At 48.6% G+C, this 22,567-nt stretch carries 19 protein-coding genes, 1 pseudogene, 1 riboswitch and 1 other annotated feature; of the genes and pseudogenes, 5 read left to right on the top strand and 15 right to left on the bottom strand.

What is annotated here, in order from left to right; translation table 11 throughout:
• The 3 genes from AC58QD_RS29960 to AC58QD_RS29950 form a co-directional block, all read right to left on the bottom strand.
• Positions 1-517 (bottom strand): reverse transcriptase domain-containing protein (locus AC58QD_RS29960; RefSeq protein ID WP_497338715.1); only part of this gene is annotated, 517 nt, incomplete at its 3' end.
• 158 nt (positions 518-675) lie between these two features.
• On the bottom strand, positions 676-849 hold the full coding sequence (locus tag AC58QD_RS29955) for a hypothetical protein (RefSeq protein WP_497338714.1): 174 nt from the start codon (positions 847-849) through the stop codon (positions 676-678).
• Between the two features lie 305 nt (positions 850-1,154).
• Complete coding sequence (locus AC58QD_RS29950; RefSeq protein ID WP_497338713.1) at positions 1,155-2,969, bottom strand: glycoside hydrolase family 2 protein; 1,815 nt, start codon at positions 2,967-2,969, stop codon at positions 1,155-1,157.
• Between the two features lie 179 nt (positions 2,970-3,148).
• Between AC58QD_RS29950 and AC58QD_RS29945 the strand changes: the two genes are divergently transcribed.
• Positions 3,149-4,060, top strand: a complete 912-nt coding sequence (locus AC58QD_RS29945) for an ArsR/SmtB family transcription factor (protein WP_497338712.1) — start codon at positions 3,149-3,151, stop codon at positions 4,058-4,060.
• Positions 4,061-4,120: 60 nt separating this feature from the next.
• Here AC58QD_RS29945 and AC58QD_RS29940 read toward each other — a convergent pair whose 3' ends face one another.
• A complete protein-coding gene (locus AC58QD_RS29940) occupies positions 4,121-6,181 on the bottom strand; it encodes an arginine--tRNA ligase (RefSeq protein ID WP_497338711.1) in 2,061 nt (686 codons plus the stop codon).
• A gap of 63 nt (positions 6,182-6,244) precedes the next feature.
• Positions 6,245-6,538: a binding site (T-box leader), on the bottom strand.
• A 121-nt stretch (positions 6,539-6,659) separates the two neighbouring features.
• Between AC58QD_RS29940 and AC58QD_RS29935 the strand changes: the two genes are divergently transcribed.
• Positions 6,660-6,971 carry a hypothetical protein gene (locus tag AC58QD_RS29935; protein WP_497338710.1) on the top strand — a complete coding sequence of 104 codons (312 nt, stop codon included), beginning with the start codon at positions 6,660-6,662 and terminating at the stop codon, positions 6,969-6,971.
• Here the strand turns inward: AC58QD_RS29935 and AC58QD_RS29930 are convergent.
• From AC58QD_RS29930 to AC58QD_RS29890, 9 genes are all read right to left on the bottom strand, one after another.
• The gene (locus tag AC58QD_RS29930; protein ID WP_497338709.1) at positions 6,956-7,939 is read right to left on the bottom strand and encodes an ROK family protein; all 984 of its coding nucleotides are present in this window, start codon (positions 7,937-7,939) and stop codon (positions 6,956-6,958) included. The two genes, AC58QD_RS29935 and AC58QD_RS29930, sit on opposite strands and share 16 nt — an antisense overlap.
• A complete protein-coding gene (locus AC58QD_RS29925) occupies positions 7,936-8,574 on the bottom strand; it encodes a D-sedoheptulose-7-phosphate isomerase (protein ID WP_497338708.1) in 639 nt (212 codons plus the stop codon). Before AC58QD_RS29925 ends, AC58QD_RS29930 begins: the two co-directional genes overlap by 4 nt.
• 179 nt (positions 8,575-8,753) lie before the next feature.
• Positions 8,754-9,539 carry an amidohydrolase family protein gene (locus tag AC58QD_RS29920; RefSeq protein ID WP_497338707.1) on the bottom strand — a complete coding sequence of 262 codons (786 nt, stop codon included), beginning with the start codon at positions 9,537-9,539 and terminating at the stop codon, positions 8,754-8,756.
• Complete coding sequence (locus AC58QD_RS29915) at positions 9,536-10,312, bottom strand: amidohydrolase family protein (RefSeq protein ID WP_497338706.1); 777 nt, start codon at positions 10,310-10,312, stop codon at positions 9,536-9,538. The genes AC58QD_RS29920 and AC58QD_RS29915 overlap by 4 nt, the downstream gene beginning before the upstream one ends.
• A 200-nt stretch (positions 10,313-10,512) precedes the next feature.
• Entirely contained in the window at positions 10,513-10,980 is a 468-nt protein-coding gene (locus tag AC58QD_RS29910; RefSeq protein WP_497338705.1) for a hypothetical protein, read from the bottom strand.
• Between the two features lie 574 nt (positions 10,981-11,554).
• Positions 11,555-12,421: a C40 family peptidase gene (locus tag AC58QD_RS29905; RefSeq protein ID WP_497338704.1), complete on the bottom strand. Its 867-nt coding sequence runs from the start codon at positions 12,419-12,421 to the stop codon at positions 11,555-11,557.
• A riboswitch (cyclic di-AMP (ydaO/yuaA leader) is annotated at positions 12,422-12,571 on the bottom strand. It lies immediately after the preceding gene.
• A gap of 183 nt (positions 12,572-12,754) precedes the next feature.
• Positions 12,755-13,408 carry a carbohydrate-binding family 9-like protein gene (locus tag AC58QD_RS29900; RefSeq protein WP_497338703.1) on the bottom strand — a complete coding sequence of 218 codons (654 nt, stop codon included), beginning with the start codon at positions 13,406-13,408 and terminating at the stop codon, positions 12,755-12,757.
• A gap of 473 nt (positions 13,409-13,881) precedes the next feature.
• Entirely contained in the window at positions 13,882-14,964 is a 1,083-nt protein-coding gene (locus tag AC58QD_RS29895; protein ID WP_497338702.1) for a branched-chain amino acid aminotransferase, read from the bottom strand.
• A 100-nt stretch (positions 14,965-15,064) separates the two neighbouring features.
• The gene (locus tag AC58QD_RS29890) at positions 15,065-15,904 is read right to left on the bottom strand and encodes a DMT family transporter (protein ID WP_497338701.1); all 840 of its coding nucleotides are present in this window, start codon (positions 15,902-15,904) and stop codon (positions 15,065-15,067) included.
• Positions 15,905-16,162: 258 nt separating this feature from the next.
• Here AC58QD_RS29890 and cls point away from each other — a divergent pair, with 258 nt between their 5' ends.
• A complete protein-coding gene (cls, locus tag AC58QD_RS29885; RefSeq protein WP_497338700.1) occupies positions 16,163-17,623 on the top strand; it encodes a cardiolipin synthase in 1,461 nt (486 codons plus the stop codon).
• Between the two features lie 12 nt (positions 17,624-17,635).
• Here cls and AC58QD_RS29880 read toward each other — a convergent pair whose 3' ends face one another.
• A complete protein-coding gene (locus tag AC58QD_RS29880; RefSeq protein WP_497338699.1) occupies positions 17,636-18,466 on the bottom strand; it encodes an AraC family transcriptional regulator in 831 nt (276 codons plus the stop codon).
• A 587-nt stretch (positions 18,467-19,053) separates the two neighbouring features.
• Here AC58QD_RS29880 and AC58QD_RS29875 point away from each other — a divergent pair.
• Positions 19,054-19,200, top strand: a pseudogene (locus AC58QD_RS29875) (DapH/DapD/GlmU-related protein); the annotation flags it as partial.
• A 1,159-nt stretch (positions 19,201-20,359) separates the two neighbouring features.
• Positions 20,360-20,641 (top strand): hypothetical protein, encoded by a 282-nt coding sequence (locus tag AC58QD_RS29870; protein ID WP_497338698.1) that lies wholly within the window; start codon positions 20,360-20,362, stop codon positions 20,639-20,641.
• A 414-nt stretch (positions 20,642-21,055) separates the two neighbouring features.
• On the opposite strand, the gene AC58QD_RS29865 is transcribed toward AC58QD_RS29870, so the two are convergent.
• Positions 21,056-22,564, bottom strand: a complete 1,509-nt coding sequence (locus AC58QD_RS29865; protein WP_497338697.1) for an FAD-dependent oxidoreductase — start codon at positions 22,562-22,564, stop codon at positions 21,056-21,058.
• Positions 22,565-22,567: the final 3 nt, after the last annotated feature.

Raw genomic sequence — 22,567 nt, 5'->3', positions numbered from 1 at the left:
ATTGAAGGTATTTACGAATTAGCAGAAGAACTCTTTTGTCCTCCACTTTCTCGGCAATCTTCATCATTAGGCGGTCATGGTTTACGCGGTCAAAGAATTTCTCCAAGTCCAAGTCAACTACGAATCGATATCCTTCTTTCATAAATGCTCTAGCTTTCCGTACTGCGTCATGTCCCCGCCTCCTCGGGCGAAAGCCATAACTGTGCTCGGAAAACTGTGGATCATACAATGGTGTCAACACCTGAGCGATTGCTTGCTGGAGCATTCGATCTGTCACGGAAGGTATACCTAACATTCTGACGCCTCCGCCGTTCGGTTTCGGGATTTCGACCCGACGTACGGGACTAGGCTGATAGGTTCCTTCTTCTATCGCTTCACGTATGTCCTGCCAGTTTTGTTTGATGTGTTCCCGTAAGGATTTTACGGACATGCCATCTACTCCGTGGCTCCCTTTGTTTGTTTCCACACGCTTTAATGCTTCTAGAAGATTTTCACGTGATAGCAATTGCTCCAACATGTCTACAACTCCTTACGTGATTTGTACTTTCCTCTTGTGCCAGAGATAAGCTCTGCCCTGCCGAAACCCACACGGAATTCACCGCTTCCTTCTTCAGTCAGGTCCTTTCGGATTTTCTGCTTTCATCACTTATCCTGAACGCCTTGATGTACAAATACCTATTTCATGTTCAGCCCTTCCGCATCGTGTTGCAACATGATGCGTACTATAGCTTCTGCTGACTTCTGTACGCTCAGTCCACTTTCACAAGCAGAGTTACGGAATTTGTTCCGCGTTCCGTACAGATCTCCCCAGGTAAGAACGCTATCTTCCTCTCCATCTATCCGCCTCATTTACTCCCCTTCGCCTTTGGCAGTAAGGACTTTGACTTGGTATGCAGTCTCATCCAACGAAAGTTAGCCTTATATGAGATTCGTGTTCCTCGGACCAGAGATTTGCCGCTGACTTCCTTCAGATTCGACCTCACGGTCGACACCCTTGTCTTAAGCTATGGTTACTACTGCCTTCACCATTCGGGACTTGAACCCTAGAGATAGCGCCCATGCTGGGCGCACATAGCAGAACAGCGGACTTTCGTTCCGCTGTTCCGTTGTTTTGCTGTTTTGCTATTCGACTATTCGACTATTCAGCTATTCGACTATTTCCCCTCTTCACTCTCTTTGGAATCCAACGAAGCCCAGGCCTCGTCCGATAATTCTTTTCCCTCATTAATCATCCGAATGTACTCCAAAGGCACTTTTAGTTGGCGATCATAAGTGACTAGTCCATTAATTTCCTGCTCTACATCAGTAAGCTGCGTGTAACAGAACCCTTGCACGACCGGCGATTGCAGCAAGGGACGAACAACAGCCTGCAAACGCTCCAGGTAATCACGATCATTGGAAGCCGCCGAGTATCCCCATCCCTCCCAGTCACTTTTACGGAAAGAGATGCCGCCGAACTCTGTCACTAGCACAGGCTCGCCTTGATAGGAATAACCGGGAACATAGATGGGTCTCTTCCCAGGTCTGAAGGCAAGTGTTTGATCCAGGTTGCTGTAACGCACACGCAGAACATCCTCTTTGCTCTCGTAATCATGAATCGAGCATATATCCGACTTCACATGCTCCCATCCGTCATTGGAGATGACCGGGCGAGTTGTGTCTATTGATTTGGTCAAGTAATACATCGTAAGCGCATGATACTGCTGAGCCTTGTCATTGGAGACGTTGCTTACGCCCCAGCTTTCATTAATCGGGACCCATGCTACAAGGCACGGGTGATTGTAATCGCGCTCGACTGCCTCTTGCCACTCCGCAACCATTCTGGAGACGTATAGCTCCGAATACGCATGTGAATTGGCCATCTCTCCCCACACAAGCAATCCTAACTTATCACACCAGTACAAGTAACGCGGATCTTCGATTTTCTGATGCTTTCTGGCACCGTTGAAGCCCATCTCCTTGGTCAGTTCCACATCCTTGCGGAGGTCATCATCCGTTGGTGCCGTTAACAATCCAGTAGGAAAATACCCTTGATCCAATACAAGTTTCATATAATAAGGTTTGTTATTCAAGGAAAGCTTGCCGTGCTCGAATGATATTTTACGCATGCCAAAATAGCTTATGACCCGATCCGTCTCTACCCCGTTCACACTAATAGTAAACTCCGCATCATACAGGCTCGGAGATTCCGGACGCCATAACCGCACCTGCCTATGATTATCCTGAAACGGATTCAGCTTCATGCTGCGTACGGTTTCGGAATGATGCACTTTAACAATATCTTCAACAAGCTGCTCGCCCTGGAAGGAGATCCTGATCTTCAACCGCACATCGCCGGCCTGCTTAATATTCCCCTGGATAAAAGAACGAATATGGATTTCATCTGTGTCGATATCAGGGGTGAGCTTCGTTTTCTCCATATAAATAGAGTCAACCGGCTCCAACCAAACCGTCTGCCAAATCCCCGTCGTTCCTGTGTAAAAGATCGATTCTGAGCGTTCCTTCCAATATTGCTTCCCCCGAGGGACTGTAACATCCGTCTGGTAATCTCTCGCTCGGACAACGATAGAAGCATTCTTACCACCGCTTAGCAGTTCCGTAATATCCGCCGTAAAAGGAGTATGTCCCCCTTCATGCACAGCCGCGAGAAGACCGTTCACCCATACCGTTGCCTCATAATCAACCGCTCCCATATGAAGGAGAGCTCGCTTGCCATTGAATGCATCCGTTAATTCCACTTGCTTGCGATACCATACTACATCATGGAAGGTCGTATCTTGAATTCCGCTCAGCTCGCTTTGATAACAAAAGGGCACTTGAATGGTTCTGGAGAAATCGGTGTTCGATTGAAACCATTGTTGCTCTAATCCCCTATCGCTATCGTCAAATTCAAACTCCCATTCTCCATTCAAGTTCATCCAGGCATCTCTTTGAAACTGCGGTCTTGGGTATTCCTCTCTTGGCGTCATTCTCTTCACACTCCCATTATCAATCTAAAAATAAGTTCTCTTATTCGGATTCTACAATGTATATAGCGAATTGTAAATATTAATATTGCTATTTCTTTATACATATAATTATTTTGCAATACGAGGTCTGAAGAGGTACACTATCAGAATAGAGTAGGATTGGAAAAGGGGCATGGCGCATGGCAGAAGAAGAACAGTATAAAAAAATTCCCACACCCGATATACTCGAGGTCGCGAAGGCATTGGCTAGTGATTTGAGGCTGCGCATTCTGGAAACGTTGAGCGAGCGACCGATGAGCGTGTCCGAGCTGACACAGCTGTTAGGCGTGGCCCAACCAACCATATCGATTAATGTTCAGATCCTGGAGTCCGTTGGCCTCGTACATTCTGCACAACGATTAGGACGAGGTAAAATCATTACACGCTCCTGCGAGTCACTCCTTTTGGATTTGCCGAAGGTGCCTCACGAAATGTCGCATTATCACACGGTCCAGATGCCAGTAGGGATGTATACCGACTTCCAGATCAAAGCCCCATGCGGTTTAGTAGGCAAAGATGGGCTTATCGGCAATGTCGATGATACTCAGGCTTTCTACATGCCCGAGCGTTCGGAAGCTTTTCTGGTCTGGTTCAGTGAAGATGGTTATCTGGAGTACAAGTTTCCGAATGCTGTAACGTCCACCGACCGGCTGCGCGCCTTATCCATTAGTGCAGAGCTGTGCTCGGAAGCGTTAGGGTTCAAGGAGGAATGGCCTTCTGATATATCCTTATCGATCAACGGGTGGGATGTAGGAACATGGACAAGTCCAGGCGACTTCGGGGAGAAAAAGGGTCAACTCACTCCCAACTGGTGGGTTGGAGGAACCCAGTACGGCAACTTAACGGAATGGAGTGTCGATGAGCATGGAAGCTCTGTGAATGGAATCCCTTCCTCATTCATTACACTCGAACATTTGAAATTAGACGCCGGGGAGCCTATTACCGTCCGATTCAGTGTGAAAGAGAATGCTCACAACCGCGGCGGTCTGAATATACTCGGCAACCACTTTGGCAATGTTCCGCAGGACATCAAGCTTGTCTTGTCGAGGTGACGCATCAAGGACCTGACCGGTCATTCCAACTTCCGGTCAGGTCCTTTGTTCACTTGTAGATCACATGCGAGAAGGTGTGGGCAAACCGAGCAATTGCAAAGCTTCTCCCAGCGTTTCTTGATACTTCAAGGTCAGCCCGATCCGGAAGCCTCGACGCTCTTCGTCCGCCTTCAGGATCGGGCATGCGGCATAGAACGTATTGAAAGTGGTAGCTAATTCATAAGCGTAATTCGCAAGCAGATTAGGCGCCCGCTCCTCTGCCGCGGCTATAAGCACATCCGGCCAGCCAGCCATCTTACGCAGTAGAGCGGATTCGGCTGGCTCGAGCTGCTGGGCTGAATCAAACCGCGGCTCAGACAGAGGCACGAGCTCCTTCCCCGCCTTGGCAATAATGCTCGCAGCCCGCGCATACGCATACAGCAAATACACCCCTGTGTTGCCGGATATCTCGGTTGCCTTGTGCAGATCGAACACGACCTCAGTCTGCAGGTTGTAACGCAGCAAATAATAACGGATAGCAGCTGCGGCTATTGCCTTGCTGGACAACCCAGTGCGACGAGAACGTTTCTCTTCAATTACACGTTCCATAAGCAGCACCATATCGGCTACTTTGATCCCGATGCCCTGTCTTCCAGACATCGCATAAGAGGCTTTGCCCGCCGATGTATCAAGTCCGAGCTCCTCTGCAGTCGCAGGGCTTAGGGACACAACCCCGTAGCTTACATGCTGTAACCGGTTAGCCTGTTCATGGAAGCCCAGCACCTCCAACGCTTGTTTGACCATCGCTTGAGGATATTCCTGTCTCGAATCAATCACGTTCAGCACGATGTTAGCTCGCCCAAACCGTTTGGAAGAACCTCTCCCCGCTGCAGCAGTCGTCCAAAGCTCTTTGGAAAAGAGGCTGTAAGAGAACTCTTTGTCCAATAAGCCGAACTTCCATAGATGGTAGGCGATATCTTTGGCGGTGTAGGTCAAAATTCCATTCGACCTGACCAATACTTTGTCGGCCTGATGCTCTTGAGCGGAAGCTTCGGCGGAAGCTTCGGCGGAAGCTTCGGCGGAAGCTTCGGCAGATCCTTCTACAAGCGCAGCTTGATCGGATGCTTGCTGCTGGTCACTTCCTGCATCTCCGCCAATCTGCTTCAGAACCCAGCAACCAGCTTGCTTGCCTTCTTCCACTTGGACGAAGGAAGGCGTTTCACGAAGCCTCTCGAATGCAGCCTCCCAGAACCCTTGACGCACAAGATGGCTCTCCCATACAAGCACGTCATAACGAATCCCGAACAGCCGCATTTCCTCCACATGCTCGCGAACGATCTTCTCCGCTACTAATTCACCTAACCAAGCCGTACTTGAGTGGCCAGCTTCCAGCTCATGCAGAATCCGTGTCCGCTCCTCGAGTAACCCCGGATTCACGGAATAAGCCCTGTTGACCGCAGCATAGGTGTCCCAGCAGAAATCTCCGAATCGCTCCACCTTCGCTTGCGAGCCGGTATGGAGCAAGCCTACGACTGTATCTGCCAACTGGTTCCCTAGATCATCGATATAGTTGTGCACCTCCACTTTGTAACCTATCTTTTTGTAGAGACGCGCTAACGTATCGCCTATGCAGGAGTTGCGGAGATGACCAATGTGGGCCGCTTTATTCGGATTGATAGATGTATGTTCGATGACGACCTTTTGCACGGATGACCGTTCAGCATGAAGTTCTTTCTCCAACTCTTCCTCATTCTCATGTTCTGCAGTCTCTCCAGTCTTATGGTCATTCGCCTTTCCAAGAGACCGCTCGGCCCAAACCCTCCAATCCAAATGCCAATTCACGAATCCCGGCGGTGCTGCCTCCACCTTCTTCACAAGGCCGTCTAACATCCCTTGCTTCTGCAGCCCGTTCACGATATCAGCAGCAATCTGCATGGGCGGTCTTCGCAATATTCGAGCGAGCAGCATAGCCACATTAGAAGCATAATCACCATGATCCACATGCGCAGGCTGCTCGATCAATACTTGCAGCCCCTCTGGCCAAGCCGCTCCATGTTGCTGTAAAAGATGCTGTACTTGCTCTTGCAGAATTGACGTCAGTTCGTGCTTCAATGAATTTTTCCCGATCCTGATCCTGGTCATCGTTGTACCCTCCATCAAATATCAATTCCTTACAAAACGTCAAAAAAGCCCTCATCTCTTAATAAAAGAGACGAGAGCTTATTCCCGCGGTACCACTCTTCGTGCTAATCATCATTTGACCGAGCGATAATCACTCGCGAATGATGCTTAACCACCTTAACAGCATAACGGTCCGTCCACCGGATCATCCTACACCTTCGCATCAGAGCTCGCCCACTTACCTGCAGCAGCTATATCCGCAAAGGTTCAGATCATCATCTCCCGGGCCCGCTTCCCCATTGGCTTACGTACCGGCTTCCACCAACCCGGCTCGCTTGAACGATTGCCAACAAATACTGTCCCATTCATTGATTGAATATTTTGAATTATTCTCGCATATCTGATCCGCTTCTGTCAAGCACACTCTGTATCGTATTTCAGGTGGAAATTCGATATACTAGCAGGGTGGTAAATATTCCTGAAGAAGGATGTGAAGAGCATGGCAGACTTTATGAGAATAACCGGCATAATCCAGATCATAGGTGGAATTATTCTAGGACTTATACTTGGAAATATGTACGGAAGTTGGAGTATTGCATTCTGTATCGTCGTAGTTCTTAACGGTATATTGTTTATCGCGATCTCGATCATGATGGAGTCCATGCAGCGCATGGAAGATAATATATACCAACTATCGAAGGCCTACTTCCAGAACAATCCTAGCGAGCATTCCTCTCCGAAGGCGCTCGGCAATTCGCGCAGCAGCTTATCGAAGATGACGCACTACAAGATGGGTCAAACAGAGGAGTAATCTACAAGAGTGGAAGCTACCGATAAGCTTGCCAGGTCGCCTACGTTCTCCCCCAACCCTGCTGGAACAATTTCACATACTTTCATGCTGTAGGGAAGCGCTTCTCTTGCCAGTTCTTCCATTACGATTGGTTCAAGTATAGACTGCTGTCTGCCGTATATGCTGCCGATTACGATTCGCTCAGGATTCAGGATGTCCACTAGAAGAGCTAGACCCCGTCCAAGCTTGGTTCCCACGATGTGAAAAATATCAAGCGCAGCCCGATCGCCTTGCTGCGCAGCTTCTCCAACCTTCTTCGCAGTAATCAAGTCAAGGTCCGCATATGTAGGACAGAACGAGGGAGCACTTTCCTGGCCTCCAGCCAACGCTTCCTCAGCCTTCCAGCGAGCCAATTGGGCGATCCCTCCGCCGCTGCAAAATCCTTCGAACGAGCCCGTTTTGTTGTAGCCGACTGGACCATGGTCTTCCATGCGCAAATGCCCGACCTCTCCAGCCATATCATTAGTCCCTGAATAAAGACGGCCTTCGATAATAAGTCCGGCACCCATGCCGGTTCCGAATGTGAGAAATACCATGTTCCGGCAGCCCCGGCCAGCGCCCCATCTCCATTCTGCCAAGGCACAAGCATTAGCGTCGTTCTGCAAGCCTACAGAAACACCATAGCGGTCCTTAAGCGGAGTCACGACGTCGATCCTATCCCAGCCCGGCAGATTGGGTGGCGATAACACAAGTCCGGCACGGCTATCCAAAGGGCCGCCGCAGCTGATGCCGATTGCCTGTAGAGGCTCACTGCCTTGTTCAGCAAGCAACCTATCCATCGACTCTATTATTAAGTTCATAGTGGCTTCAGGTGAAGGGGGCGTGGGAAACATGATTTTGCCGATAATGTCCACGTTCTCTTCACTTGCGTTCCCTAAAGTCACGGCGCATTTGGTGCCTCCAATATCCACTCCGCCTAGTAAAGTCATGACGCAAAAAACTCCTCCTCAAGCAATATGCAGAGCGCGTGATAAATCGGCAGGTGCCTCTCTTGAATATCAGGGGTATGTTCATAGGGAACGCAGATCGTGGCATCACAGATCGCTTTCATTTGTCCGCCAGAGAAGCCCGTCAATCCAATAGTTTTTACACCGATTGCTTTAGCCACCTTAAGAGCATGCAGCACGTTCGCGGAGTTGCCTGAAGTACTGAGCCCAATCAGCACGTCACCAGGTTTACCATACCCGTACACCTGTTGGGCGAACACAAGGTCAGGCGCCATATCATTCGCGAATGCGGTGGCTAACGCAGTATGGCTGACTAGCGAGATCGCAGGCAAAGCCCCCTGCAGATTACTGGCGATGTAATCACTAGTGGCGGAGTCTATGCCCTCGAGCTTAGCTCGGAACTCCGCAGGTACGGGTCTGCGCAGCAGGAAACCTTTCATCAATTCTCCGACGATATGCTCACAGTCTGCGGCGCTTCCTCCATTACCGCAAATCAACGTTTTATTACCGTCACTGTATGAGTGCTTCATTATTTCAAACGCTTGGTCGATCTCCGAGGCACACGCTTGCTCCAGCTCCGGATATTTGGAGTACAATTTTTGCAAGATCGGTTTCAATGGGAAATCCTCCGTTTCGTAATTTGGGAGTGCAATAACTCTAATATAGCTCAAAACGATCTCGTGTGGTGAACGGAAAATCAAATTTGGAGTAAAGGGGTTTTCCTAGCAAAAAGGGCTGTCCCCCAGGTCTTTTGTTAGACCTAATGGAGCAGCCGTATTCTCTATCCTTACCTCGTCTACTCGTTACACCAAGCAAGCAATTTCTCTGCATTTCGGAATGCAACTTGTTCGACGTCCGCTTGTGAAACATCTGTGTATTTCAACTTAGCTATAATCGCTTCCGGGATGAAGAAAGGTGTATGCGATCCGAACAAGACTTGATCGAGCCCATACGTATTCTTCAGCATCATCAATACATCCGGATTCTCCACACTTGCAAGCTCCACGTACAGATTATCAACCGAGTTAAGCACCTGTGCCAGTTCTGCTGTAGCCGGATTGCTCAGGATGAAGGGTTGCTCAGGGAAGAACGAGACGGTCTTCACAACGCGGACCACGTCCAAATCCTCCACCCTCATGAGCGGATATTGACCGCGAATGTCCTCGACCCGCATCTGAATGCTGATAATCAGCTTGTGCTGCATAGTCAGCTTGACCAACGGCTCCAGATTCGCCTCGTTCACTTCATACATATGGTAATTGGGCAGCAGCTTCAAGATCCGGACCCGGCCATCTTTTACCGCTAAATCCACATTTTCCTGCCAGTTCGCATAGGACAAATCCACAACAAGCACAGGTGAGAAAAATTCGTCATGACGAGTAGCTTCAAGCAGCTCTTTGTTGGCTCGGATCGGATCCTGCTCCAGAATCGCTTCGATTGGTGCAACGAATGCCTGCTCGACATGCAATGACTGCAGCTTGGTCTTCAAAGCAGGCAGCTCCGTATATCGCAACTTCAAAAAAGGCCAATTTCCAGTCCATGCCGCCACATCAATCAATTTGTTAATTGGCTTCGCCATCATTTGTCTCCTCCCTTACGGAAAAACTTCATTGCATTTTTATACAAAACCTTCGCACGGTCTTCGTCGGATAAGGAGACAGATTCAATACGGCCAAGCTGAGTAGAAAAAGCTCGAATAGGATAGTCCGAACCAAACAAGACCCGGTCTGCTCCCAATTCTTCAATCGCTCTCTGTAAGTAACCTTCCTCCGGCTGCGATCCTGATGTATCCAACAGCACGTTGGGGTAAGCTTTAATATCTTGAATTCCTCGAATTTTCGCCCCAGTCAGATGAGCCATTAATATTCGCAGGGAGGGATGCTTTTTCGCCATTTTGGCAATATCGGCCGGAGTAGATTCGAAAGTGGTGCGCTGCGTCGTTTTATACCAACTATGGAACAATAGCGGAATATCGTGCTTTTCCAGGAAATCATAGATCGGCTCATACCGCTCATCGTCCGCGATCATAGAGATATGGAATTTCGCCCCGATTATAGGCCCATTCCTTATATATTTCTCCATCAGCTCCAGCGTGAATGCAGGCGGCAAAGATGGATTAATGAATAATAATGGCAAGAAAATATCAGGATAGGCGTTCGTAATCTCGACTAATGTCTCGGCTTGAAAAATCATATCTGCCTGATTCGGATATATATTACCTGCGAATTGCGGATGGGGCATTAAACAAGTCTTGTCGACGCCAGTCATTTGCATATGGTGCAGGGTTTGATCTACAAGCGGTTTCCAAGGCTGCGTTCTAGAAAAAAACACATGAAGATGACTGTCAATAATCATCCTGTTTGACTCCCCTTTCTTGGCCAATCTAATTAAGTTCATTGTTGTATAATACCTGTATTTTATTAGATCTACCTGTATTCTAAAGACGTATGTAAGTGCTGTCAATGGAAAAAGGATAAGAATTCGCAAAAACAAGAAGCATCCTGGTTGAATGCTCCAAGATGCTTCCTGATTGATACGTATTGACTAGCTTTCGATTACATATGAATTCCTGCATCGAAACCGTCATAATCATCCCCTGAGGGATCAAAATCCTTGGCAGTCCCGGAAGAGGCCCCCTCATTACTGAATGATACAGCTTCCGATGCGGAACCCGAGTAATCTGTACTGGTATCCTCATTGACAAGATGGGCAGGAATCGGAATCATATCCATGCCATAAGCTGTATTGTACACATTCCCTCTAGCAGTCTCATCTTCAATCATCCGTGTGTTATGCTCATGCTCTACCTGCATTTCCTGCTCTTCAACTGTTAATTCCCCACCACACGCTTGGGTAATCTCAAGTGCGGACGTGAGCTCGCTGTGATCAACGAACACCTGCACGACCGATTGACCCTTCTGCTCGTTGCGATGCGCATGGTAACCAAGCTCGGTCAGGGTATCATAGGCTAATGATGCCGCCTTGCTGTCTGGAAACATGAATACCATTGGAACATGACTCATGGACAAGCCCTTCTTTCTATTAAGGATATCATGCATTCCTATAGTTCAAAGTTAGCATATCCCAAAATCAGGCATTTAATCCGACATTCGCCTTCGCAAACTACAGCGTATTTAATTGCAAGAACACAAGTAAATTCATCCAAACCGTGCATCCTGGCAGCGTTATTGTAAAAAAGTGTACCATTAGGTCCTGAGGAGATCAGTTAGCCAGTGCTGGTATAGGTTATTGGGGCGGAAAAACCAGTTTGTTCTTGGATAACAAGTTTTACTACTGGTTATTTGCATGGATTCTGAGGGAAATCGGTTCGCAATGCGGAAATAAGGGATAGACGGGTTGGCTATTTAGTGCCTGATTGATGAAATGACCCAAATAGACGATAGTAACATGGCTTATCATTAGGCATCGTGTCAAGCTTAGCGGCTTGGCTGAGCTGTGTAACAAATTGTATACTTTCAGGAATTAGGCTCATCTAGTGATTCACTTCAACAAAGATTGGTTAAAGATAAACAAACGGCACGAACCTGAGGAAGGTCCGCACCGCTTGTTTACTAATCCTATTAAATTAAAGCTAGATTATACGACTCTGTTAGCACCAATAAACTTGGAACCCCAGTAGTTGCTAGAAATCGAATCAATCTTTATCCCACTTGAAGAGGTGGCAGAAATAAATTGATCATTCCCTAGATAAATGCCGACATGTGTCGTTCCTTTGCCTATGTTGAAGAATACAAGATCGCCAGGTGCCAAACCTACGGTTCGTGTGCCAGCAGTGTCATACATGCTTTTCGATGTACGCGGTAGATCTATTCCGTACTGATCGAATACATAGTTCACAAATCCAGAGCAGTCGAAGCCATTGGTAGTAGTACCGCCCCACATGTATCGAATCCCTATGTAATACTTCGACGTGTCGGATACCATATCGGCCAGTGTCTTCTTGGCCGGCACATACCAGGCTGGTGCATGATATTGTCCGTCCTGACAGATGATTGCTACACCATTAGCGTCGTCCCACTGTAACATATAACCGAAGCTTTCTGAGATAAACCGGAGAGGAACATAGGTCATCCCATTGGCTAACACTGGAGGAACATCCGTCTTAATGGATTTTCCGTTGACATTTGCTTCTGTTGAACCTGTCTTGATCGAAATCACCTTGTTACCGTCACTGAGCTTCAGACTAATGCTTGAATTACTCATGGCCCAATCCACTTTGTAGCCCATCTTCTCCGCTATATTGCGAATTGGAACAAGCAAAGTGCCGGATGTGTCGATAAATGGCTGTGCTTCTGGAAATGCGACAATAGAATCATTCACCTGAACCTTAACTCCGTATTCCGCCGGATATGCTTTGGCTTCGGACGGTGCAGTCAAAGAAAGCGCGGCTGCAATACCTCCAATCGCACATGACCAAAAAACCGTTTTGACAAAACGCTTCAAATCTTTTCCCTCCTGTTGCCTCCGAGGTTAGTTGTCGGATTCGGGAAGAGAGTTTCCCTAGCCGGTTCCCCCTTGCGGGCTTACCAAGCATTCACCCCACTTGCGATCCCCCAACCATCCATAAATCAGATGATTCAGTTAGCGCATGGAAAGAAACATCGCACCAGACTTCAATCCAGCATTCGTGCTTCTTTCATAGTCCCCCGTACAAGTCGTTCGGCACGACCCGATTCGGCATTCTTTTGTTTTTACATATTTGTTAGGCTATCATAGGATACATTTGGATTCAACCGCCAATAATTAGAAAATGGTGACCAAAACCGTAATTTCGGGCTATTCAAACGTAAATGTTCCAAATCGTTGCGGAATATGGAACCGTAAACGTCTCGTTGGCGACCAAGCGCTGTATTCGTCCAGCTCAGGATCGTTGCTCGAATTGCGGTCTATGCGATACAAATTGGTTCTCCACTCATCTCCAGCTTCAATGGACCTCCCATTCAACAGATCAGCTGCTGGAATAGCAATTTCATACTCTACACGCCGATTAGCCAAATCCACATTCACCCACAAAGTCAGCTCAGAGCTGTCCCATGAGGTGTCGACATTCAGAGTATTCCCTGTTGGATCATTCAGGTCATTCACAATGGTTGCGTCGAACATCACACTGGCCGGACTGAATTCAAATTCAAAGTATCTGGACAGATCCCCGTCTACTGACATGAATACCTCGACTACATCTTCATCATAAATAGGATCATCCCGCTGTGTCATAGTGCTCACAATACTGTCATCCTCACACACAAAACGATAATAGACGCCCCAATTGTTCCACGCGGCCCGGACAGCAGTAGCCAACTTGGGCTTGTCCCCTGTAACCACTTCACGCAGCTCCACTTCTGTCGCGGTTTCCCACATAGTAGGAGTCAGCGGTAAAGCCAGTTTGCCTTGCAAGGGCAGCTTACGGCACACATACTTGAATTCACTCATACGGATATCTCCTTTATGTATGTATTCTTTGCTAAAAAAAGCTTATCACGGATCGTTCTGGAATGGCAATCGGGGGCCGATATCATTTTGAGCGGCGTGCAGCGAGCTCTAAAGCGGATTTTCCGCTTTAGAGCAAGGCCGGGTGCCGCTGCTGCGGGCTGCAAAGCGGATTTTCCGCTTTAGAGCAAGGCCGGGCGCCGCTGCTGCGGGCTGCAAAGCGGATTTCCCGCTTTAGAGCGAGGCCGGGCGCCGCTGCTGCGGGTTGCAAAGCGGATTTTCCGCTTTAGAGCAAGGCCGGGTGCCGCTGCTGCGGGCTGCAAAGCGGATTTTCCGCTTTAGAGCAAGCCAGGCGCCGCTGCTGCGGGTTGCAAAGCGGATTTTCCGCTTTAGAGCGAGGCCGGGCGCCGCTGCGCACACATAAAGAAACATCCCGAATCCTTTTATGAAGGATCGGGATGTTTCCACTACAATCACTATGCTTTTACCGTTTCAACCTGCACGGTCCAACCGAATGAATCCTCGACGGAACCGTTCTGAATGCCGGTAATCGTATCGTATACACGCTGTGCAACAGGCCCGATCTCACCTTTGTTGATGATGATCTTCTTATCTTCCCAGTTCAGCTCGCCGACAGGTGAGATGACCGCAGCCGTGCCTGTACCGAACGCTTCTTCCAATGTTCCATTCTGAGAAGCTTCGTACAGCTCTTGGATGGATAGCTTCCGCTCTACGACTGGAATATTCCAGGTCTGCAGCAGTTCAATAACGGACGCACGCGTGACACCCTGCAGAATGCTGCCATTCAACTCAGGTGTAACCACCACGCCGTTGATTTTGAAAAATACGTTCATACTGCCGACTTCTTCAATATACTTCTTCTCCACGCCATCCAGCCACAAAACTTGAGCGTAACCGCCCTCTTTGGCCTCTTCTTGCGCTTTGATACTCGAAGCGTAATTACCCGCTGTCTTGGCATTCCCTGTTCCACCGCGAACGGCGCGAACATAATTGCTCTCTACATTGATCTTGACTGGTTTAATGCCCTCTGAGTAATACGCCCCTACAGGAGACAGAATCACCATCAGCATATAACGGTATGAAGCGCGTACACCTAGACAAGGTTCTGAGGCAAAAATAAACGGACGGATGTACAAGGAAGTCCCAGGCAGAGTTGGCACCCAATCCTTCTCCAAATGAACCAATTCTTTAATGGCGTGAATAATGAAATCACCATCAATCGGCGGGATACTTAACCGTTCATTGGACCGATTCAGCCTCTCCATATTCTGATCAGGACGGAATAATAAAATCTGGTTGTCGTGTGTCCGGAATGCTTTGAGACCTTCGAAGACGGCTTGTCCGTAGTGGAACACCATAGCGGCAGGATCCAACTCTATAGGACCATAAGGCACGATTCTGGCATCATGCCAGCCTTGGCCTTCCGTGTAATCCAGGATGAACATATGATCGGTGTAAATTTGCCCGAATCCGAGTTTACTAGGATCTGGCTTCGCCCGGAGTTGCTGGCTTTGTTGCACATGGATGGAATTAGGCATCGTAATCAGTCTCCCTATTCTTTTATACTATTACCAACTTACCTCATTATAAGGCTAAAGTAAAATTACAATATCCGTTCATTCTGATAAATCAGGTTTATTACCCCCAAGCCCCTATAATAAATACGCCTGCCACGATGACAGCAGACCAAGCAATCCTTTGCAGCCCTTGTGATTCCTTAAGCAGCCACACCCCGAACAAAGTACCGAATACCGTGCCAATCTCCCGGATTGGAGCGATATGCGAGAGCGGCGCCAACTTCATGGCATACAAAAAGATCAAATAGGAACCCGGTGACAGAATCGTACCTAACAAAAGAATACGTTTATTGCGACCCCACTCCTTCTTCACATCTGGAAGAGAACGAAAAGCGGGCCCAGTTAACACCGCTAAAAAACCAATGTTGGATAACTGGATAAGAGCAATCGGCGATATGTATTGGAGCACCTGTTTGTCGACTAATGTATAGCTCGTGATGCACAAGCCGGTCAGCAAAGCGATAAATACAGGTTTAATCGACCATGCCGCACCCGATGATTGTCGGAGCCCAATGACGAATAATCCGGCCACTATACATAGGATACCAAGCCAGCCTGCAAGCGATAGAGATTCGTTGAAGAACATAACACTGACAACGGGTACCAGAAAAGCCCCAGTCCCCCGCATGATCGGATACATCTGCGACATCTCGCCGATCCGAAAGGCTTGGATTAGCAGCAGCACATAGGCGCTTTGCAGCAGGGTGCTAACTCCAAGCAGCAGCCACCCTTCAATGGGGATCGAACGATTCAACAGCTCTATCAGGAAGAATGGGAGCAGTATAAGGAAGGACCCGATATGGATCGACCAGAGAAAGACGAATTTATTCATACTTCTCTTGGTGAACAAATTCCATACGGAATGCGCTAATCCTGAACAAATGACTAGCATAATTGCCATTGTTACCACCTGGTGTCAGGCCCCCTGCTGCTCATCGAATTTATGCCAATAAAGCACATATGACTGCATCTTGGCTCGATTATACGGTCGTCCCGTCATGACCGTCAATATAGATTCCATAGAAACGATAATCTTTCATAAAAGTTGGCAATCCGCGCAAGCTCGCTTATACTTAAGGCCTGATAAGATCGTTCCTGATTCTAAGATCAGCAAAACGGCTATACTTTTTATATATTCTGGATTTCGGGGTGTCCATTCATGTTAATTTTTCAACAAGGAATATCGGCTTATATTCTAGCTATCAATATACTGCTTGCATTAGCTGTCGTCTTCCTGGAGCGGAGGAATGTTGCCGCTACCTGGTCTTGGCTGATGGTGCTCCTGTTCATCCCGATTGTAGGCTTCATCCTGTATGTTATTCTGGGGCAAAACCTTAGCCGAAGAAAGCTGTACAAATGGAACCAAAGAGAATTCGAAATGATCCAAACTTTAACTCAGGCGCAAGCCAGGCGCATTCTGGACGGGCGTTTGGAGTTCGAAGACCCCAATATGCAGCTATACAAGGACACGATCTATATGAATGTGACGGCGAACCGTGCGCTGCTCACACAGAATAATGAAATTGAGATTTTTACCGAGGGAAACGCCAAATTCGACTCTTTATTGAAAAGTATTGAAGCGGCGGAGCATCACATCCATCTGCAGACTTATATCATTCAGAAGGACGAGCTCGGCCGACAAGTGATGGAAGCCTTAACGAAAAAAGCAAAACAAGGCGTGCAAGTCCGTGTTCTGTACGATGATATTGGATCGCGTACGTTGAATGATCGGTTCTTCAGACCATTCACGGAAGCTGGAGGGCTTCGCGCCGCCTTTTTCCCTTCGAAAATCCCTTACTTCAATCTGCGGGTCAACTACCGGAATCATCGCAAAATTGTAATCATTGACGGCAAAATCGGTTACATTGGCGGGTTCAATATCGGCGACGAGTATGTGGGGCGGAGCAAGAAGTTCGGTTTCTGGCGAGATACTCATCTACGGGTGACGGGGAGCAGTGTGCATTCCATGCAGGGCTTATTCCTGCGGGACTGGAACTTGGCCTCGGCCTCATCGGCTTATGTAGATTACGATCCTTATTTTTTTCCTGCTATTGAGGAGATGGATCACGGCTCTGTGCCTATGCAGATTATCGCAAGCGGACCGAACCAGAAGTGGAGTCATATCGGGAATACCTATTTGAAAATGATCCATACCGCCAAACAAAGTATTTACTTGCAAACCCCTTATTTCATTCCGGATGAGAGTCTGCAAAACGCCTTAAGAATCGCTGCGCTATCCGGGATCGATGTGAAGGTTATGATTCCTTTTGATTCTGATCATATGTTCGTTCGGTGGGCGTCTCTGTACTATGTGGGGGAGCTGCTGAGGGCCGGTGTGAAATGTTATATGTACAAAAAAGGGTTTCTGCATTCCAAGACGATCGTTGTCGACGGGATGATCTCAACCGTGGGAACAGCCAACTTCGATCTGCGCAGTCTGAAGCTTAATTTCGAGGTGAATGCGGTCATCTATGATGCGGAAACATCCACTACCCTGCAAGAAATTTTCTTACAAGATGTGGAGGACTCTCAGGAGTTGACGAAGGCTGAATATGACAATCGTTCCCTATGGCATCGCTTGATGGAGTCGATCTCACATCTGCTCTCACCGATTCTGTAACAGCTGCCGCTGCTACGTGTGCTGCTTGCGGAATGCGAGCGGCGGCCTGCCGTTCATCTGCTTGAACCTTTTGCTGAAATGATACTCGTCCGCATAGCCGCAGCTTACCCCAATTTCTTTGACCGACAGATCCGTATAAATTAATCTTTTCTTCGCATGTTCATACCTCACTTGATCGAGATATTGCTTCGGGCTTTGCCCGATATAGCGGTGGAAAATTTCTCGTAAATAGGAAACGGAAATCCCATGGCGCAAGGCTACAGCTGTAAGTCGAATATCTGAAGCATAATCTCGCTCAAGCTCCTCTTTAATGCTCTTAACGATCTCCGCTCCCCCTTCTGCTCGCACACCCGAATAAGGCAGTTGAACCATTTCGTATAACAGCTCATGAAGAATCGCTTTGGCCCGCAGCTCTCCCGCTGGATGGCCAGGTACCCAGCTTGAGGTTAGATGGAGGAACAGATTGTCGAAGCTGCGCTTATTGTCCCCTTGAAGGGTCATCAAGAATGGAAGCTCGAGCTCAGGAAGCACACATGCCGATGCCGTTTGCTCCATACCTTGGCCTGATGTATTTATCGTTAAGATCGACATTAACACCATCGTGATGTGCAGCGGTTTATCCAAATCCGACTCCATCGACATTTGCAGCCCGGGCTTCAAATAGAATAGCATTCCAGCACTGACCCGGTACGGCTTATCGGTTACAAAGGTCCCTTCCCCAGAATGAATCCAATAGAAGCTGTGAACCTTGCTGTTTTGGCGAATGTCTTTCCATCCTGGGGCTGTATGCCTATCATCCATCCAGTGGATGCCTATCCAGATGTTTGTTAACCAATCCCCCATCTGCAGCTCTCCTCCTCCGAATTCCTTCCGTTATGATCTTCTTCCTACTTGTTGATATTTTATTCGTTAGCGGCGTTTTTGACAAGAAACAATAGCTTTATTTCCATGTTCATCCCATGTGCGGGGTGGTAAACTACGGATAATATTAACTCATTTACGGATTGCAGAAAGGACGGAGCACCTGGATGGACAGCAGCCCTATTCGCGATGTAGATTATATGCCATGGAGAAGGAACAATGAGGAGGAAAGAGCTGAACAGAGCGAAATTCAACGAAAGCTTGAGACGGACTGTAAAGCGGTGTTCGGAGTCGATTGCTTCATTTCTCCATTCGCTATAGTATTCCCGGAACAGCTTCGGATGGGAGATCGCAGCTATATTGCCGCAGGCGCGATCGTTCGGGATAAATCGATTGTGATGGGTGCCGACTGCACCGTTAATTCCTATGCGGTCGTAACTGGCAATGTCGTTATGGGCGACGGAGTAAGAATTGCCTCGCATGCCAGCATCTATGGCTTCAATCATGGGTACGAGTCCACCGACAAGCCTATCTTCCGGCAGCCCATTGTATCCAAGGGGATTGAGATTGGAGATGATGTGTGGATTGGAGCTAATGCCGTTATTGTGGACGGGGTAAAAGTAGGTGCACATTCCATCATTGCCGGAGGGGCAGTGGTTACAAGGGATGTCCCGCCTTATAGCATTGTAGGGGGAAGCCCGGCCAAAGTCATTCGCAATCGTCTGGAAAATCTGGAGACAGGGAGTGTGGACAAGTTGGATATGAATTTGAATCGTTCAGATGTTGATCGTTCCATTACAAGTGCAGGTGCCGGCGTGTCGAATGCTAGTTCAGGAGCTGCGTTAGAGAGCAGATTGGAGGGCTTCGGACAACAGGTGAAGGAACAGCTGCAAGATGTGCTTTCATTCTATCTGGTACCCGTCCCGAACGAAGATCCGTATTATATCGATAAGCCTGGTCACAGGCGAACCGTGCGAGCCTATTGCGATGCGACAGAGATCGCCGGAATGTTCGGCGAGCTGCCGCCAGGCTTCACCCGCGATCAGCTTATTGCCCGCTTACAGAGCTACCAAGATCCGGTCACAGGCCTCATTCCCGATCCATGGGATAAGCCGGATCCAGAGAGTGACGATCCGGCTTATCTGCCCAACACGTTATCGGGATATTACCTGCTAGCCGTCGGGTATGCACTGGAAGTGTTAGGCTCACATGTCGAGCATCCCATCCATGTCATTGAGCGGAAGACGACGGAAGGGCTCTATCGCAACCTCGATCAGCTGCCCTGGCAGACGAACGCCTGGAGCGCAGGCAACTGGATTGATAGCTATGCCACTGGCTTGTACATCAATGCCAGACACTTCGGTTCTACGAAGCGTCCAGACGATCTGTTCGGCTGGCTCCATACGCATGCCGACCGCACTTCAGGCTTATGGGGCCGTCCGACCCCGCAAGAGGGCTGGATGCAGCCGGTTAACGGCTTCTACAGGCTGACCCGCTCCACATATGCGCAATTCGGCCTGCCTCTGCCTTATGTGAATTCAACCATCGATACAGTTCTTGCTCATTCGAAGAACCTGCAGTTCTTCCGCGATGATCGCGGCAATGCTTGCAATGTGCTGGATGTCATCCATCCGCTATGGCTCTGTATGCGACAAAGCGACTATCGCCGTACAGAGATTGTAGCTTGGTCGCTGCAGCAGATCGAGCGTGTCTTGGGCCGTTGGCAGGACGGCCGCGGCTTCAGCTTCGAGCTGGAGACGTTGCATCCTGCCGGGCTGCAGGGCACCGAGATGTGGCTCAGCGTCCTGTACTTGCTGGCCGATGCTTGCGGCCTGAGCGCAGCACTTGGCTATCGCCCGCAGGGCGTTCATCGGCTTGAGCCGGCTTGGCACTTCTCGACTGTGTGATGGGGCTTTTCTGCGGCGAGCGACGCTGCAAAGCGGAAAATCCGCTTTAGAGCGGACAATGCGGCACCCTCCGGCGCTGCAAAGCGGAATATCCGCTTTAGAGCGGACAATGCGGCGCCCGCCGGCGCTTGCAAAGCGGAATATCCGCTTTAGAGCGGCCTATGCGGCCATCGCCGCCGCCGCAAAAATAACGGCTTGTCTAGATGGACATCCTTTGCCGCTACTCGCCACAATAATCAGTGCTATATGATCACTTCCGTTGTCATTGCCGCCTGTCGCAATATGTAAAAAGGATGTATAATGCTCGCTGCCTTTTTAGTTGGAAGCATCCTTCCTTGAAAATTGCACCATTAGTTTAGTGCTAACGGATGCATATGTACAATAATTCCGACTTTTATAATGAAAATGCGACTTTTCGCTTCATACTGTTAACAAATACTGAATGTCGCTGTCGAATTCAATATTTCCCGGGAAATTTGTCGATGTCAGCAGAGCGATTATTTCTTGTTTCGACTTGAGGCTACAATGTATTTGCATTCTGCCACAGGACGCTTCACTAGTTTTGAAGTAACTCTCTATTATTCCGCTTAACTACAAAAGCCCCTTACCACCGCCGATCTTCCATCCAATCGGGGGGCAAGGGGCTATTTGGCTCACAATCCTCTTATTTAGGCATTTCAAACAACTCTGTATTAAGCTTTCGGCGTTGATCATCGGTCAGCTTCTCGATTTTATTAGCAGCCTTCACATCCGTGAGAGTAATGCTGTACTTCTTTTTCGCGTAATCCTGCAGCTCTCGCATCTCTTTCTCTGAGAGATCCAGCAAGCTCCGCTCTGCCTGAGTCTGACCAAGGATGATCCCGATTACTTCAGCAGCTTGAGCTGTGTTCGGTTGGATCCTGGCACTGCCGTATGCGATTGCGGACGCCCCGACATTTTTCCCTGCCACGATTACATTGGAATAGCCTTTCGGTATGAAGGAGCGCAGCGGCATCCCGTATTTGTCCGGGTCGCCCTGCCTGTGCCCCCAATGACGGTTGACCGTACCCTGCAAATCGATTGAATATCCCGCAATGCTTACATTATCCCAGTACATCTGCCCGCTCATCATATCAGTCGCCTGAAGGATGTATTCCGTCTCATATCGATCATAATCGCGGATGTACAAATAGTCGGGATACCCGTTAATCTCGGCATTCTCCCAGCCTGGGAGCTCCTTACGGAGATGAGGCAGAATTTTATCTGTTTCCAGCTTGCCTTGCTCTACCGCTTTCTTAATACTCGCCGGATCGGAAGGATTCACTTTATGTACAAGCAAGGCATTGATCAACACATCCCCATCGCGCTGATTGATCGTATTCAGTCCTCGCAGGAATACTTCCTTGTTGCTTGGTGTATACCGCGTGCCCACGTTACCGAAGCCCCATGTGAATTTGTCGGTTACCGTAGTCTCGCCCCCGTACTTCTCTTCCTGCTCCTTCTTGCTCAGGCGATTGATTTCCTTCTGAAACTTCGCCCAGTCCACATTGCGGAACTTCATCATCATCGAGGCAGCCATATAGTCTTTATCTCCGCCAAAAATGGTCTCGATGCCCGGAATTCGTTTCAATCCCAGACGGCTCGTAATCGCGGCAAAGTCCGTATTCTCTACCCAATACTTGGCGGTTATTGTCTTATCCTGGCCATCCTTAGTGCGATAGGTGATGGTGTTTATTTTTTTGCGATTCACATCGGCCCCGCCCGTGGCAAGCTCCATATTCTTGATCTCAATGCCTGACTCTAACGGAATGCCCTCAACTAGTGTATTGAAATACTTCTCGAATTCCGCTTTCTTGCGAATGTCCCCTTTCTTATAATCATCAAATAGCGTCTTGACTCTTCCCTGCAGCAGTGACTTCTGCCCATCCGAGAATGGCTCGTCCAGGTATAACATTTCGCCTTGAATGAGCTGACCGCCCGGCTTCTCCCGAGGGTCCAGAATGACAACAGACAAGCCCTCGTCTACAGCAGCACGGGCCAGATACATGCCCTCCATCTCTGAACCTATCAACACGATATCCGGTTTACTGGGATCCGTTCCTTTCGGCACTTTAACGGGTTCCTCTTGGCAAGCTGACAGCAATAGAACACTAATGATTAACAGGCTAAATAATAAACGATTATAAGTTTTCATGAT

Source organism: Paenibacillus sp. J2R1T-4 (genome assembly GCF_059692235.1).
This window is presented reverse-complemented; position numbering and strand designations above follow the sequence as displayed.

What these genes read in the sequence shown, in the direction of transcription:
- AC58QD_RS29900 (WP_497338703.1), bottom strand. Translation starts at nt 13,408, where the DNA reads ATGAGTGAATTCAAGTATGTGTGCCGTAAGCTGCCCTTGCAAGGCAAA.
- AC58QD_RS29955 (WP_497338714.1), bottom strand. Translation starts at nt 849, where the DNA reads ATGAGGCGGATAGATGGAGAGGAAGATAGCGTTCTTACCTGGGGAGAT.
- cls (WP_497338700.1), top strand. Translation starts at nt 16,163, where the DNA reads ATGTTAATTTTTCAACAAGGAATATCGGCTTATATTCTAGCTATCAAT.
- AC58QD_RS29865 (WP_497338697.1), bottom strand. Translation starts at nt 22,564, where the DNA reads ATGAAAACTTATAATCGTTTATTATTTAGCCTGTTAATCATTAGTGTT.
- AC58QD_RS29940 (WP_497338711.1), bottom strand. Translation starts at nt 6,181, where the DNA reads ATGACCAGGATCAGGATCGGGAAAAATTCATTGAAGCACGAACTGACG.
- AC58QD_RS29880 (WP_497338699.1), bottom strand. Translation starts at nt 18,466, where the DNA reads ATGGGGGATTGGTTAACAAACATCTGGATAGGCATCCACTGGATGGAT.
- AC58QD_RS29930 (WP_497338709.1), bottom strand. Translation starts at nt 7,939, where the DNA reads ATGACTTTACTAGGCGGAGTGGATATTGGAGGCACCAAATGCGCCGTG.
- AC58QD_RS29910 (WP_497338705.1), bottom strand. Translation starts at nt 10,980, where the DNA reads ATGAGTCATGTTCCAATGGTATTCATGTTTCCAGACAGCAAGGCGGCA.
- AC58QD_RS29890 (WP_497338701.1), bottom strand. Translation starts at nt 15,904, where the DNA reads ATGGCAATTATGCTAGTCATTTGTTCAGGATTAGCGCATTCCGTATGG.
- AC58QD_RS29945 (WP_497338712.1), top strand. Translation starts at nt 3,149, where the DNA reads ATGGCAGAAGAAGAACAGTATAAAAAAATTCCCACACCCGATATACTC.
- AC58QD_RS29935 (WP_497338710.1), top strand. Translation starts at nt 6,660, where the DNA reads ATGGCAGACTTTATGAGAATAACCGGCATAATCCAGATCATAGGTGGA.
- AC58QD_RS29920 (WP_497338707.1), bottom strand. Translation starts at nt 9,539, where the DNA reads ATGATGGCGAAGCCAATTAACAAATTGATTGATGTGGCGGCATGGACT.
- AC58QD_RS29895 (WP_497338702.1), bottom strand. Translation starts at nt 14,964, where the DNA reads ATGCCTAATTCCATCCATGTGCAACAAAGCCAGCAACTCCGGGCGAAG.
- AC58QD_RS29915 (WP_497338706.1), bottom strand. Translation starts at nt 10,312, where the DNA reads ATGATTATTGACAGTCATCTTCATGTGTTTTTTTCTAGAACGCAGCCT.
- AC58QD_RS29950 (WP_497338713.1), bottom strand. Translation starts at nt 2,969, where the DNA reads ATGACGCCAAGAGAGGAATACCCAAGACCGCAGTTTCAAAGAGATGCC.